The 15,681-nt window shown below is 31.6% G+C and carries 10 protein-coding genes and 1 pseudogene; 1 reads left to right on the forward strand and 10 read right to left on the reverse strand.

Annotated elements, in window-relative coordinates:
- Positions 1–161: 161 nt before the first annotated feature.
- From ACXY7N_RS26520 to ACXY7N_RS26530, 3 genes are all read right to left on the reverse strand, one after another.
- Positions 162–3,434 carry a DEAD/DEAH box helicase gene (locus ACXY7N_RS26520; protein WP_488592760.1) on the reverse strand — a complete coding sequence of 1,091 codons (3,273 nt, stop codon included), beginning with the start codon at positions 3,432–3,434 and terminating at the stop codon, positions 162–164.
- Positions 3,435–4,444: 1,010 nt separating this feature from the next.
- Positions 4,445–4,597: a hypothetical protein gene (locus ACXY7N_RS26525; protein WP_488592761.1), complete on the reverse strand. Its 153-nt coding sequence runs from the start codon at positions 4,595–4,597 to the stop codon at positions 4,445–4,447.
- Between the two features lie 895 nt (positions 4,598–5,492).
- Positions 5,493–6,824, reverse strand: a complete 1,332-nt coding sequence (locus tag ACXY7N_RS26530) for an RNA-guided endonuclease TnpB family protein (RefSeq protein WP_488592762.1) — start codon at positions 6,822–6,824, stop codon at positions 5,493–5,495.
- A gap of 313 nt (positions 6,825–7,137) precedes the next feature.
- Between ACXY7N_RS26530 and ACXY7N_RS26535 the strand changes: the two genes are divergently transcribed.
- A complete protein-coding gene (locus tag ACXY7N_RS26535; RefSeq protein WP_488592763.1) occupies positions 7,138–8,031 on the forward strand; it encodes a peptide arginase family protein in 894 nt (297 codons plus the stop codon).
- 212 nt (positions 8,032–8,243) lie between these two features.
- Here the strand turns inward: ACXY7N_RS26535 and ACXY7N_RS26540 are convergent, their stop codons facing one another.
- The 7 genes and pseudogenes from ACXY7N_RS26540 to ACXY7N_RS26570 form a co-directional block, all read right to left on the reverse strand.
- Positions 8,244–8,882: a nuclease-related domain-containing protein gene (locus ACXY7N_RS26540; RefSeq protein ID WP_488592764.1), complete on the reverse strand. Its 639-nt coding sequence runs from the start codon at positions 8,880–8,882 to the stop codon at positions 8,244–8,246.
- Positions 8,883–8,898: 16 nt separating this feature from the next.
- Entirely contained in the window at positions 8,899–9,282 is a 384-nt protein-coding gene (locus tag ACXY7N_RS26545; protein ID WP_016135886.1) for a hypothetical protein, read from the reverse strand.
- A gap of 50 nt (positions 9,283–9,332) precedes the next feature.
- Positions 9,333–9,506 (reverse strand): hypothetical protein, encoded by a 174-nt coding sequence (locus ACXY7N_RS26550; protein ID WP_016135885.1) that lies wholly within the window; start codon positions 9,504–9,506, stop codon positions 9,333–9,335.
- 113 nt (positions 9,507–9,619) lie between these two features.
- Positions 9,620–10,255 (reverse strand): hypothetical protein, encoded by a 636-nt coding sequence (locus ACXY7N_RS26555; protein WP_240588050.1) that lies wholly within the window; start codon positions 10,253–10,255, stop codon positions 9,620–9,622.
- Positions 10,255–10,884 carry a hypothetical protein gene (locus ACXY7N_RS26560; RefSeq protein ID WP_488592765.1) on the reverse strand — a complete coding sequence of 210 codons (630 nt, stop codon included), beginning with the start codon at positions 10,882–10,884 and terminating at the stop codon, positions 10,255–10,257. The genes ACXY7N_RS26555 and ACXY7N_RS26560 overlap by 1 nt, the downstream gene beginning before the upstream one ends.
- A gap of 327 nt (positions 10,885–11,211) precedes the next feature.
- A pseudogene (locus ACXY7N_RS26565) lies at positions 11,212–11,875 on the reverse strand (transposase).
- Between the two features lie 1,052 nt (positions 11,876–12,927).
- Positions 12,928–15,657 (reverse strand): putative bifunctional diguanylate cyclase/phosphodiesterase, encoded by a 2,730-nt coding sequence (locus tag ACXY7N_RS26570; RefSeq protein ID WP_488592766.1) that lies wholly within the window; start codon positions 15,655–15,657, stop codon positions 12,928–12,930.
- Between the last annotated feature and the right edge of the window lie 24 nt (positions 15,658–15,681).

A 15,681-nucleotide genomic window follows, 5' to 3' on the forward strand; every position in this document is an offset into this window, starting at 1 on the left:
GCCTAAAGGCGATGGGATGAAAGTCAGGGAAGGACTGTAAACGATAAAAAAAATAGAAAAGCTTAATGAGTTATTTAATTTAGATTTGGAAGATAGCTAGATTAAATTTATAGATAATAGTAGGAGTCTTACAAGACGCTAGAGTAAGACTCCTACGTATTTTAATAACTACAAATAACTTTTAACTCTATACCGGTTGTCTCTTTAATAAAGTTTTCTGTAACTCCTAATAAAGTTAAAATATCGTCTCGCACACTTTTCTTTGAAATACTTGGCTGAACAATAAAAATCTCATAAGACATCGGAATTTTCTTTTTTGCTTTATCTTGTAGCGTTGCCAATAATTCTAGATTACCTTTTTCTAATCGGCTACATTGTTGACCTGAATAGGTTTTGGTATGTCTTCTTAGTAAATGGCTGAAAAATTCTTTTCCAGATTTATATTTCCACTGTGTAGACTTTTGTGCTTGTCCACACACTTCATAAAGATTTGCTATAGATTCGGAAACTCTTCCGTTTTTAGCGTATTTTAAATGGTATAGTTGTATTTTTAATTCATCTTCAGTTTCTTTAATTGTTACAATATCGGCTATTTCACCACTGCCGTCATCATCATAAATAACAGTATAATCTTTTTCTTTTAAATATTGAATCATTCTATATTGTATGGAATCTTCAATTTTGGGATTGACATGTTGAGATTCTTTCGAAATATCAACACCAGTCCAATCAAACGGAATCAATAATTCCCTATTATATAAATTAATGTGATGTTTTAGAATAATATGATCATTCCCAGTTAAAGAAGATCCATCTGCGAACCAAATAGTAGGTGTATAGTAATCTAGAAAGTCAATAAGTGGCATCCCTTTAGAACCGAATTCCACGAGTACTGTGTCTTCGCTCAAGACTTCAAATTTATAGTTGGGTAAACCTTCTTCGTAACCATGAGAAAGATCATTAAATACTGTAAATTTAATAGGTATACATATCTCCTCAATTTTTAACTCTATTTCTAAATAATCCCTAATTCCGAAGTTTTTAATATTTAATTCTACTGCACTTAAGTTTTTTTCTATATGTCCAACCTTAAAACGGAATTTGGTCTCATTTTCCATATACACTTCGTAATCCCAATCAATACCTATTGGGACTTCATTAGGAAACTGGCATATTCTTGTGGGAACTAGGCATTCAACTAATACTTGATTAGGATCAATTGAATAATTTGATAGTTTCTCCCCAACATTAGTACACCAATTTTTTAAATTCATCAAATTCCCTTGTAACTTAGTCCAAATTCTTCCCTTGTACGAGCAGCCTATATTAACTGGTTCTCCATTTTCAAATCCAGTCCCAACCACATATGATTTTTGGCTTCGCTGTTTTTCCATTAAGGGGATAGCTTCACTAAGGTCACTACCTACGCTCATACGATATCTGATATCTTTTGCTAAGAAAAGTTTCATACCAACATTTTGAAGTTTTAATCTGTTAATATTATAAAGTGACTTAAAGACTTCCATTCCGTTAATTAGTATGGGTTGATCTATTACTTGAGTTGCTAATTCTTTATATAGGCTAGAATTATCTGAACTGTTAATGTATAGTAATTTTTTTTCAGGATCCCAAATTAAAATTATCAATGTCCATGATAAATTAAATGTGTTTTTATCATTTAACCAATCCAAGGCATTTTTCTTTGCATAAGCAATAACAACCATATTTTCATTTTGGTTTATATCAAAAAACACATATTCATAATTAGTGTTGTTTGTAAAGTGCTCTTTTAATACTAAGGGTGACCAAAACATACTTCTACCTTTGTATACGACTGTGCTTAATTTTGGGTGTATATTTTTGAATGCAAAGTTAGATTGAGTTATATTCTTAAATCCCTCTAAAAAATCTTTGTATTCTATTTCGGATTCAACACTAGTGGAACTTATGTTGCTAATTAAATTATTCCAGTTTGCATCATTACTATATAAATCTTCAAGAACACCTGTTACTTCTAATTCAGCAATATTAGCAATAAATGCAGCTTTACCTAAACTTTCATCATGTTTAGTACGAGTAAATCTCCCGATAAATTGTAATGTTATTGGTAAGCTCTTCCTTATATCATGAAGTGCTGCAACTTTTAATTCTGGTAAATCAAATCCTTCTCCTAACATATCCACACATACAATAATGTTATATTTCTTCTGTATAATTTCTTGATAAATATTTTTTTGATTTTCAATTCCTGAATATATTAAAACAGGGATAAGATTCGTGTTTTCTGTTAGCTCTTGATATATTTTGAAAACTTGTAGTGCTCTACTTTTATTAGAGCATCGAGCCATTAGAATGTGAGGGAAATCATTATCATTCCTATCCTTAATTAGTCTTTCAATGGCGGTTGTTGCAACTACCCTATCTACCTTGTGATCATCATACTCTTTAACAGGTATAAACTCTATCTCAGTAAAATATCCTTCTTTTTGTGCCTCTTCTAAGGGGTAATTAAATATAATTTTACCATCTAAGTTTTTACCATCATTTCTAAATGGAGTAGCAGTAAACTGGATTACCTTACTATCATCAAATGATTTTCTAACCTCTTCCCATGAGGTTGCTTTTACATGATGTGCTTCATCTATAAATACATTGGAACAATATTTTGAGAGTAAAGCTCTGTTACCTTTATCCATCCGGGATAAAATATTCATGGTAGTAACAACTACATTAGAGTTTTCTAGAAATTCTTCAAAAGATTCTGTAGAAGGAAACTTCTCGAAAATCAGTCCCACCTTTGGGAATAACACACTTGAATTAACAATTCCAAATTCTTTGAGTAAGCCCAATTTAAGAAATTTATTAGCGACTTGCGTTCTTAAAGAATCACTTGGGACAGTGATTAATAACTTTTCACACTTAGCCGCTATTAATGTTGAAAGCATCGTTTCGGTTTTTCCAGTACCAGTAGGCATTACCACTGTAGCCACATTATTTGGAACTTTTAAATGGCTTAAAATAGAATATAGAGCACCAATTTGTGGTCTACGTAGTCCCTTTTCACCCATCTCTATATTTTCCTCAATAAAATTGAATGCTCTACTCCAGCTGTTTAAAATTTCTTCATTAGTAAAATTTCTAGATAGTAAAGGGTTTTTAAGCCAACACTTTATATCAATTTCATTAACATTTATGTTTTGATCAATTGTTATTTTTTCAATAAGTAATACATATGTAGCTGACAAATCAATTTTCTTTTTGTCAGTCGTAAAGCAGTATAAATCTTCTCCACATTCAAAACTAAAAAAATGCTTTTCAGTTTTGATAATTTCACCAGTAATCTCCTTTTCATTTTCAAGAAGGTGGTATATGGAATTTTTACAACCTGTTTCTTTAAAAATACATTTTTGAACTGCTGGGACAAATATTTTCAAAATAATTCCCTCACTCCTTAAAATACTTTTAAAATGCTGTAAATCCTTGGTGGAAATTTTTCATTTAATTAATTGGATATACGGATGGTTTTTATATAATAATCTTATACCAAAAAATAAAAAGAAGCATTAAATAACCGAAATATTAGATTGTTTCCTTAGACTTATTCATTATTGGGAAATTATAAGTTCTTCCACTTCTTTAATTAATTCATGTGGAGGAATATTTAACACCTTAAACGTGACGTATATGGTAGATATGCTTGGTTGTCTTTAAACACACTCAAGTAACCCAATATGAGCTTTATCTAAATTACATTGAAGAGCTAATAGTTCTTGAGAAAAATCAGCCTTTTTTCTATGTTTTCTTAATAATTCACTGAAAGCTTTTGGGATTTCCATGACATATTAATAGACCGACTATAGTCATCAAAAGGAGGTGGTGATACAATAATAAACTATCTAGATGATAATTTTTTACTAGAAAGGGTTTTTAAGTAATGACAAAAAAAAAATATGATGATCATTAAAAAAAAGAAATTGTAAAGTTACACATCGAAGGAAAATCTGTTTCAGATTTAAGTATTGTATATAAAATATCTCCTTCTACGTTTAGATATTTGATAACTGCACCTATTGGAAAGTTAATTTCTCGATAATTTTCAGATACCTCAAAAATCACTCCATGTATTAAGTCCCTCTTTTCCAAAAGCACATCTTCCAACATTATCACTTACCTTTCTTCGCTAATTGACTATAAGCTAGTTTGATTTCAAGATATTTAATATTGAATCAAGGTACATCTATATAATTCAAACGGGTTCTATGTTTATATTATATAAGGTTTATTATTTTGGCAAAATATACAAATGCCTCTGCGTACTAAATTGATTGTATTTTATAGCATTAAAGTCCCCGGATTTTTTGATTTTACAAATAAACCCAGGGACTGCTGATATTTAATAAATATGCTTTTGAAATTTTCTTCTTAGTTGAAATATCTAGGAATTTTATAAGGATTTAACTAGTTCCTTAGTAGTACTATTTAATTCACTTGCACCCTTGCCCCTTGGATTTCTGATTGATTTGTTATCTTCCCCAAATACATCTGTTGTTAAGTTAAAACAGTTATCTATACTTGTTTCGCCAAGTGCTGGAATCATTTCAATCCATCTATTGTTTTGTTTAAACAGGGAGAAGGGAATGGCTTTAAATCGCTGGTTAACATTCCAATACATCTATTGTTTTGTTTAATACCCAAATGATATAAGAATACTTAACGATAAACATTGCTACGATCCCTTGTATATCAACAATATCCTGCTTTTTTACCAACAAATTAATGTATCGTGTAACGGTCTTTGTGTTACACCCTTCAAAGCATTTGTAATGCCTACCTATCAATGTCTTTTAACATTCAATACTACCTTATGGAGCGTTAATACTTGGTGAAATCACCGTTTATTACTTCTCCATTTATGGCGTGGAAATCCACCAAAAATTAAATAATTCACACTCTTGCACCTTGGGTTTCTTATTAATTTATTAGCCTTCTTTAATGCATCTATTAGTTTGTTAAACCCTGAATAGAGGGCTCTAACCGACTTATTAATAAGTATTTCAATACATTGTTATATTTTAACAGTGAACAGGGTCTATACATATGGATACCTTATAAGATTTCAATACATCTATTGTTATGTTTTAACAAAATAATGAAAGTAATAGTCCACATTTAGAGGGCGTATTTCAATACATCTATTGTTAAGTTTAAACCCCGATAATATAAGGGTGCTTAACAATGGTTATTGCGACAATCCCTTGTATATCAACAATATCCTTCTTTTTTACCAGCGAATTTATGTATTATGTAACGGTCTTTGTGTTACACCTTTCAAAGCATTTAGAATGCCTATGTATCAATGTTTTTTAACATTCAATACTACCTTATGGAGCGTTGACACTTGGTAAATTTACCGTATATCACTTCTCCATTTATGGCGTGGAAATCCGCCAAACTACTTCCTACTACGTTATTTAATTAATATTTTCCATCTGCTATATATACCGTTCTTTATATTTTGTTAGATTTAATTTTTCTTGTAATTCCAATTGTTTTTGTATTACCTTTTCAATATTGTAAACAGAAATATTTTTTGCAGCATTGTAGTCTGCATGAACTTTAAAACTACATTGCTGACATTCAAAGGTAGATTGATCTTGCCGATTATTTTTGTGGATATACCCACATTCACTACACCGTTGACTTGTATAGGATGGGTCAATTTTCACCACTTTAATCCCATATTGATTTGCCTGATTCTTGATTTTTTCCTGCAAATCAAAATACGTCCAATTTTTTAGGAATGCTTGTTCTTTACTTATTCCTTGTAAATCCTCTAATTGTATAGTGCCACAATTATATTTTAAACACTGTTGTACTATATAATTTGCGTATTTATGATTTGTTGCATTTCTGAATTTAGCTACTTTATCATTTAGTACATCAATTGGTTTAATTCGTTTTTCACGGCCTTTCCCTATCCTATTTCCACTACAATACTTACCTTGACGTAATAAACTTATACGTCTATGCTCAATTTTTTTTCGAAAAGCCTCAATTTCTTCACCACTAATTGCCCCTCTTACCAAACCTTTATTAAACGCAAAATAGAGAACATTTATTTTCCCCATATCTATGCCCATAATTAAATCTTCATCAAATTTAAGTTCTTCTTTTATATTTGACTTATAAGTAATAGATAAATACCATTTCTTTTTATGTTTATGGAGCATGCAAGCGCCTTTGGCATATGTACTATCAATTATTCTATCTAAAATTACCTTCATACTATTTTGTTTTCTTGTCGATAATTTCACTAAGATTTTACCATTGGGTAAATCGTTTTCTTTTATAAATTTTGATGAAAAAAGAGATACGCTTGCGATATAATCACCACTCTTTTCTTTTATTATCTGAATAGAGTTTCCATGAATATCAATTGGTAAATTGTTTCGGAATGAAGGAATGGACATCTCACCACTCCAAATTTCTTTTTTTCTACTATTCCAGGTCTTAATTGTCTTCTGTAGAGTAGTGGACATATTGGCTTTATTAATATCTTGATATTCTTCTTTTAACTGATCATAAATATATCCACTTATGGTTTTTTGAGTACACCCATATAATTGTTGGGCACTTGGATATTCGCCAGTCTCTTTAAAGTGGTTCAACGATAGATTGTCAAATTCCCATATTTTTTGTATTGTTCTATTCCCAATAGTTCTAGATTGATATGAAAGTGTACGTAAATATGTTTCAAACACTTTCCATTCTACATTTACAGGACAAACTATTTGATATTTCATTACTTTTACAACTGTACTCAAATATTTCACCTCACCGTTATCTTGGCCATTGTCTCAATATAACCGATTAGTTTAAAAATCATACTAGATAAGAAATACTTATAAATTAACGGGATTTATCAAGCTAATAGGGTAGTACAGATCTCCCTCTTCAAATAGTCCGTTAGGACGTTAAGTGGCTAGTAATTCCATCTGTAGTTAATTAGCAATAATAACAAAAAATCTATATAATTAAATACAATGCACTTCAGGGCATAATACAAGTTATACTCTTGAACATAAGCACTATTATTTGTTCATTTTCAAGCAAAAAACATGTAAAGGATGCGTTTAAATGTTCGAACATAAGAAAATTAAGAATAAGGATATTTACATAGTTGAGGATCACCATCATGTACTTGAGCCATGGGCTATTTATCGTACAACAACTGATACAGCACCTATACTAGTAACCCTTGACCATCATACAGATTGTCATCTTGCCTTCCTCGCACATTGTTATAATCAGTACACAGGTGCAAGTGATGAGATTTATATCAAGAGAGACAAATGTAGAGAAATTTGCGTAGAACATATAAATTATAATAATTTGCATAGTGTTCAATCTGCAATTGAGAATTTAAGATTTGACGAGCATATCGATACGGCTATAAAATCTACCATAATAAAAAAAGCGTTTGTTATCAGTTATCAAGGGGACACGGATAAGCCAATGTCATTTAAAGAGGAAAAAAGAATTGAAAACTTTCGTTCTATAATTTTAGCTGAGTTACGTGGAGAGGTTTTTGAAGTCAAAGCTCCAGAAGGTTATCCTGATTCTAAAGATGGCATGTACATTATTGGTGCTAAATGCTGGATTGGTGATGAAACTGAGAATCATGACCAACATAATAACGACTGTGAAAAAAAGCACTTCGATCAGGCCATAGAGTCAATTTATCTAAAAGATAAATTAAATATTATAAATAAGATGGTACCAGGGTTAATAGAAAATAATCAATTCACTCAAGACTATATTCTTGATATTGATTTAGACTATTTTCATACCGTAAACTCAATTCACCCCAACAACCATGATATCTTTTATAATTTAATTAAAAATGCCAAGATAATTACAATTGCCACAGAACCTATTTGTGTTGAGCTGGAGAAATATGAGGGTGAGGATATTAATAGTGTATCATTGCTAACTACATTACTAAACCATATAGAAAAAGCATTAAGCTAACTATTTTTAATTAGGTATAAAAAAGGGCTCCGTATCCGGAAGCCCTTTTTATTTTATTTATCCAGTTAGATATTTAAAACTACTTGTCTATTCTCGTCACGAAATCTTTTGGATCTCCTTTTAGCTTGTGATACTTCATGTTAAGGCGAATAACTATTACAGATATGACGACAAATCCTATTACATATAACATGTCTCTCTTTCTCCGTTTCTTATTGTTTAGCAAACCTATTCTGTAAATACTTCACATGTTTCTTCTCCATATCCTTATCCATAATGTTTGCTTGTAATATACTTTGATAGATATGTTGGACTTCATCGATTGTTTGTTGCGGTTCAATATATGATTCAATACATTTTTTTAGTTCGTTATAATATAGGACATGTTTATCTTTAGAATGAACATTTACCCTTTTTAGACTGCATTTTGGATGAAATGCGACAATAGAGATGCATGGCAGCTGTTGTTCCATCACCCATTCCATTGCCTTTATATGTTTATAGTTTTGTCGAAATGGGTTTTGAAAAGAGGATTTCTTTTTAAAAATACCCTGTGTCCACCTGGCTGATTTCTCACTTCCATAAATCCAGCCCTCGTAGTTCTTTGTCTCTATAACAAATACACCTGTTTCCGCAATAACAATATGGTCAATTTGCGTTGTATCACCATACTCCGTATGAACCATCACATCATGTAACACATAATAACTTGTGGGATCCAATTTGCCCAATATACGTTTCACTAGTTTTTCCCCGGTTTTCCCTTTCCATTTCGGTACATGTTTTTTTAAAACGATGTTCAAAGGAATCAGAAATACAATGAGAATCAATTCGAATATCAATACTTTCATAATAGAAGCCTCCTTTTCAAACTCTTGCATTTCTGCGCATCAAACGATATACATACGTTTCTAATCCTAAAATAAAATATGAGATACATAAGCCTTTTATCACCATTTCCACGAATCCCAACGCTAAAGATACAAGGAGTCCACCCCGAAACTGAAAGGGTCTAGTTACCCTTCTATTTACTGGCTTTTCAATGACACCAAAGTTAGCCCATGTAGGTAGACGTTTTTCTACATTCTTTATTGTGCCCATTAAACCGTATTTTAGGGACAGAATGAAACAGCCGATTAATAAATACGCGATGGAAGAAAAATAGACAGATAGGCCCATAACAATAATTGTGAGCAGCCAACCGATTAAAATGGAATTTCGTAAAACAAAGTACTCTCGATTTCTTTTCAAAACAAACAGTCCTTTCAAAATAAATCAGGTTATTTTCAATTGAGAAATATTTAAATTATAAGCATGACATGATACACCTCTATTAATTTACGAACCAGCCTAAAGAGAATTGTAATAGATATGTTAAAGCTTATAGTAGATAATACGGTAACAGAACAAGAAACAGATTCAGCTTTTTCAAAACTTTTCACCTGCAAAAATACAACTGTATTTCTAAGTGGCATATTATCTCCTATATCGCTGGAAATACTTGAAGAATATGAAAGAAGAAACCAAATAGCTAGAAAAAGGTACTGAATGTAGATTCAGCACCTTTTTAATCTCCATATATAGTTTTTCACATATTAGCAAATAGCCATGGAGCGAGTACGGCTAACATACACAGCAAACAAGATCCTGTTATGACACGGTTAGACCAACGATAATACTCAGGCTGTTTCGTACTTTCATGAATCTTTCTTAAACGAATACCTGCAATTAACATAAACGGTGTGAAAATAAGTGCAGTTGCTTTAAACAGGTCTAAAAAATCCGTAAAGATGTTCATAAACGAAAATACATCCGAACTGAACAAGAAGTACACACTTAGTCTCAGGGACATCATACTAATAAATGAGAAAATCATACTTCCAGTTGCCCACTTCATCCATTGACCATTCTTTGTAATTAGCGCCATAACCATGACAATAATGCCTAATACGAATGAAATAGAAAAGATATTTACTCCTACCTTAAAAGCCGGAGCATACAGACCTTCAATCTTTTGTATGATTGATGAGCCAAATGAATCATCTTTTTCTTTTGTTTTCGTTCGATTGTTTAATCCCTCTTTAAAGGATGACGAAACATCGTTCCCCTTCAATTCATTAAAATCTACTTTTACAGAGGCCTGAACTTCTTGTAAGGGAACAAATAGTAACACCATCAAAACAAGCGTACATAAGACTCCTATCATCCTTTTTTCTTGTTTCATCACACATCACCCGCTAATTTTGGTTTAACGCTCTTTAATTTGATTTGATTTCCTTCTGCAACATAATAGAGATCTGCTGCATAATAGATATTTGCTTTTGTATATGCCCCCATAATTGCATTCGCGATTTCTTCCTTCTCTACTGCCATATGTGTTTCATTTTCATTGTAAAATCCAATTTCAATTCGATTAATATTATTATTTAATACTGTAAGATGTAACTCTTTTAAGCTATCTAAACGATTGCCTAATCCACACACTAACTTAAATACTTTATTTGCAATTGTTGGTGGTTTGACATAAGTCGTATGAAAATGAATAGTTTCATCATCTATTAATCCATCCTCCTCAACTGCACATGTCATAATGAACGAATGATTTTGTTTTTCTATTTCTTGTTGACTCAACTTGCGATCAATGACGTATTTCAAGCTTATTGTTAGATTTTCTATATATTCATTCAGTTCGGTATTTGAAATTTTAACCTCTGAGAATTCCGGAAAAATCATATACGCGTGTATATTAGAACTACTTTTACTTACACGTAATAACTGAACTTGTTTCTTTTCATAGCGCACCGCTTGTTCTAATTTTTCTACTACGTTGTTGCTTATATGATCGATTGCCATATATTATCACTCCTATTTACTTTAATAAAATTTTTTTCATACAATACTCATGATTTGGTACTATCTATTTAAAGCATTGTAAAATTACGAAGAGTTCTCAATTCTCCTGTTCTAAGACTGTTAATCACCTGAATCTCAAAACATTTTAATATTACAATGACGTACAATTTTTCATTATAGTTGAATATTCTTATATGGTGAATCATTCTATCCCACTCATTTGTACAAAAATAAAAAAATTTCATCCTTGTACAAATGAGTGAGAAAATGCTGTTTTCATGCTATCTAAGAAAAAATAACTAGGAGATACATTCATATATTTCCTAGCTATCTACTACTCCATCTAACTAATGTATAGGGATACGATGAATCAATTTATAATTCTATATACAACAGTTGATTTTCTGGTAATATTTCTCCCTCTGTATGAATCCAATAGCGCTTGTTATCAGACATTTTCATGACACGTGTCAGTCTTGTTCTCGTCCTATTACGTTTGCAGTCTACTTCACAAAAACTATAACTTCTACATTGAATACTCCTTGTTGAACTGGAAAAATGCGTTCTATGTGTTCTATATCTAATGGAATTGAAACATGTTCTAGTTCTGGATAAAATACTCATATTATAGTAATCCCTCTGGTATATCCTCATCACCTGGAAATGGAATATCATAAACCACTTCTTCTATATCTTCATGTTTTAACTTGTTACCCTCTTCTTTATCCAGATTCTTATGAACCGATGTAGCAACTAGATTATATACACTTTCTACATCCTTTTCTAAGTAGATTTCTTTTGTTGGAGCAGTAATACGTTCTTGTTCCCTTCCGACAGGTCTATTTTCTCTTGGGCACCAATAAATGGGTCGTTCCACCGGTTTATTTTCCCTTTCTTTTTTCTTGGCTGCTTCTATTAGAAATTTTTCCTTTGAATTACAAACTACCAAAAACATATAACAAAATAGACCGATAAAAATTTTTGTAAACATGATATTCCCCCTCTCGATTATGCAAATATATCGAATTCAAATTACCCATTACTTTGCTTTTTCGTTTCCCTTTCTTTTGAGAAATATCTACTTCAAGAATCAAATTATCCCAGAATGTAAACTCTTGTTTTTGTACTAGCATAAGCTTATCCGTATTCAATGTTTCCCTTTTGTTAGTGAGGTGAATAAAATATCGCCACTAAATCACTTCTTATACGCATAATAATTGCCTCCAAGTCCTTTTTTGCAATAAAAAAAAGAAGATCCAAATATATACATCACTTAGTTCTTCCTTTTCTCCTCTATAAACTACCTCGACGTTATTAAAATGGCAGTTTTTCATCTGTAATTTCCGATAGCTCATTCATACCAACATATCTATCATCCGGCCCTTTGGATTACTGTCTTGTTTCCTGCTCTTTTGAATCATTTAATACTGTCCAAATATTATCTTTTTTCATTCTCATATCTCCTCTTTCTTATAATTTGTTAAAATTTATAACCCAGCCTGCGAACTTGAAAACAATACAAAAAAGGCTTCTTCAAGTCGATTAATAATGTGCATAGCAAAATAAGCTATATATACACTAATCGGCTCAAAGAAGCCCTTTCACAATTGAAACAAGACGTAACTTGCTTCTACAACTCAACCACAACACAAGAAGATGTGGGAATAAACGGAATTAAATAAACTAACAATATAACCATATATTACACAATTATGATAATAGAATCAATATATTTTCTAAGTTTCAACGTATTCCCCGAAAGAATTCTCCTTCCTCAAACGTGCGAAGGACATCTAAGGAGTGGCACAGCCCGAAGTAACGCTCAGGGAATCGAAAGCTTACTTTCCGTCGCGGAACTGAGAAGCTTCCACTTCAGACTTTGCTAAGTGGCGGGTAGTCCACTCCTGGGAATATGAATACTAAATTTACTCTCAAAAACAGAAACCTAACTGCATATCTTTTGAAAATAAACATAAGAAAAACGTTCTATACCAAATGGATAGAACGTCTTCTCACTTTACTTCATAATATATCTTTGGGGACTTATTTATTTTGTGGCGTATTTAAAAAATTGATAAATTCATCTTCATTTATAGGTTTACTGTAGTAATAACCTTGAATTAGATAACATGAATTACTTTGTAACACTATTAATTGTTCCTTCGTTTCTACCCCTTCTGCTATTACTTTCATATTTAAAGTATGGGCTAGCGAAATAATCGTTTGTATAATTTCATCTCCATCATTTGAAGTTCCAATCCTATTCACAAATTCTCTTGGAATTTTCAAAGTATCGATTGGATACAAAGGTAGATACGCTAATGAAGAATATCCTGTACCAAAATCATCAATTGATAAATGTACACCATATGATTTTAATGCTTTTAACTTCGATAAAGTTTCTTTTTCATCTACCATGGCAATTCGCTCTGTTAATTCCAAATCAATTAAGTTAGCTGGTACTCCTATTTCTTCTATGGTAGAAATAATCGTTTGAACAAAATCTTTCTGTTCAAACTCTATAGCTGATAAGTTTATCCCCATCTTTAAATTTGAATAGCCCGCAGAATGCCATTCTTTTAGTTGCCGACACGCTTCCTGTAACGTCCATTTCCCAATTGAAATAATCTGCGACGTTTCTTCCGCGATAGGTATAAACTCAAAAGGTGAAATTAACCCGAACTCTGGATGTTGCCAGCGTATTAAAGCCTCTGCACCAATAACCTTTCCTGCCTTACTATCAACTTGTGGTTGATACAATAAAAACAATTCATTATTTTCTATTGCATTTGGTAAATCCTGTTCTAATTGTAAGCGTCTTGTTATTTTTTGAGATAATGTTTCATCGTACATACAAACAGCATTGTTACCTTTTTCCTTCGCGCTATACATGGCGATATCAGCATGTTGTAAAAGTGTTGTGGCATTGGTTCCTCCAAATGGATACAACGCTATTCCTATACTAAGAGATAAATAAAAGCTGTGTTGATTTATTACAAATGGTTCTTCAGTTATACGAAATAGTATTTCGCACAAATCTAAAAGCTGTTGCTCTGTTTTGTTATGGACAATGATTGCAAACTCATCTCCCCCTATTCTTGCTAAAGGAATAGTTGGTGACAGACATATCCTAAAACGTTTGGCAACTTCTTTTAAAACCCTGTCACCAATTGCATGACCTAGTGTATCATTAATGGTCTTAAAGCGGTTTAAATCAATATATAGGAGTCCAAACTTATCCTGTGTTATTTGTACACGCTCAATGGATCTGTCTAATTCTTGTTGGAAGAATATTCGATTTCCAATCTCCGTCACCGTATCATGAAATGCTAGATAGTTTATCTCATCCTGTTGTTGCTTCATCCTCGTTATGTCTTTTACCATTACATAACTCCCAAAAGTTTGTCCTTCTATCATAATAGGAACAATAGTGACATACCAAAAATGTATATCCTTCTCATTATTATTTTTCACACGTAACTGTAACGAAGACGAACTACATCGTTTTCCCATCTTTAGAGCTGCTTCCAATTCAGGTTTATCTTCATCTAAAAAAATAGAGAAACACTCTTTTCCTATTAATGCAGCACTGTCCTTCCCTAATAATATACTTCCAGACTGGTTTATATTTAAAACGGTACCATTGGAATCAATAGTTAATATAGGGTCTGGATGATACTCATATAAGGACTTAAACCTCTCTTGATTTTTCACCAAATCATTAGATTTTTTTATTAAATCTTCCGTTCTTTGAGATACTTTTTGCTCTAATTGATTATTAAACACTTTTAACGTTTCAGTTAAATCTTTGTTTTGCATGCGTACAATTATATGACGAATCAATACAAATACAAATGCAATACAATTTCCCGTAATCAGTGTAGATGAAGAAGTTTGCTCTTTCAAAGTAAAACCAATTAATATTGCAACTGCAAGATATGGGAATATGACAAGAAGTTTCTTTCCAAATGTCGGATTAATAATAAAATAATTTCTTTTAGAAGATACACTCCTTGGGAAAGTCGCAGCGATGGCAATACATAATAGAAAAACTCTATACATGCACCTTAATAATATAAGTGAACGTTGTGATAAATCATCTTGTAAATAGAAATATAAGTAATCCGTAATGGACAATCCAGTTAATACTAAGATAAAAATAAATAATTTGCTTTTCGCATTAAAAATTGCTGGTCGAAAGATCAGGCTAACTCCTAGTAAAAGAAGCAATAAATCTATAATTGGGAAAATAAATGAAAGAAAAACATCTCCAATTGATAAGAATAAGATATTTGCAGAAGGTTTATTAAATAGGTACCACTCTAAGGTGAAAATAGCAGTAACAACAATACATAAATCACAAATTAAATACGCTTTTTCCCACTTGTTACATTCCATCATGATTTTATAAAAGAACGCAAAGAGAAAGAAGAATAAGAAAAACAACAAAAACACATCAGAGATATTAAAATTTTGAATTGGTAATTCTACATTAAGTACTTGAAAAGCTGATATAAAATTCCCTATCAAGAAACACCCTATTGCAATAGTAATACAAACCCAAAAGACTCCTAGTTTAATTTTTCTTGATGCTATCGAGTAAAATAATGAGATGAATACAGTAATTTCAACAACTAAGGATGATAGTCGTATATTAAAATCTGATACAAAATACTCATTCGGAAAAACAAATAAAAATATAAAGCAAAAGCTTAAATAAGCTACTAAAGCCAATATCAATACATAAAATTGCACATGTGAATGTTTACGCAATGGAATCACCTTCTTGATTTTTTC

The sequence above is a fragment of the Bacillus sp. 5w2 genome (assembly GCF_054353775.1).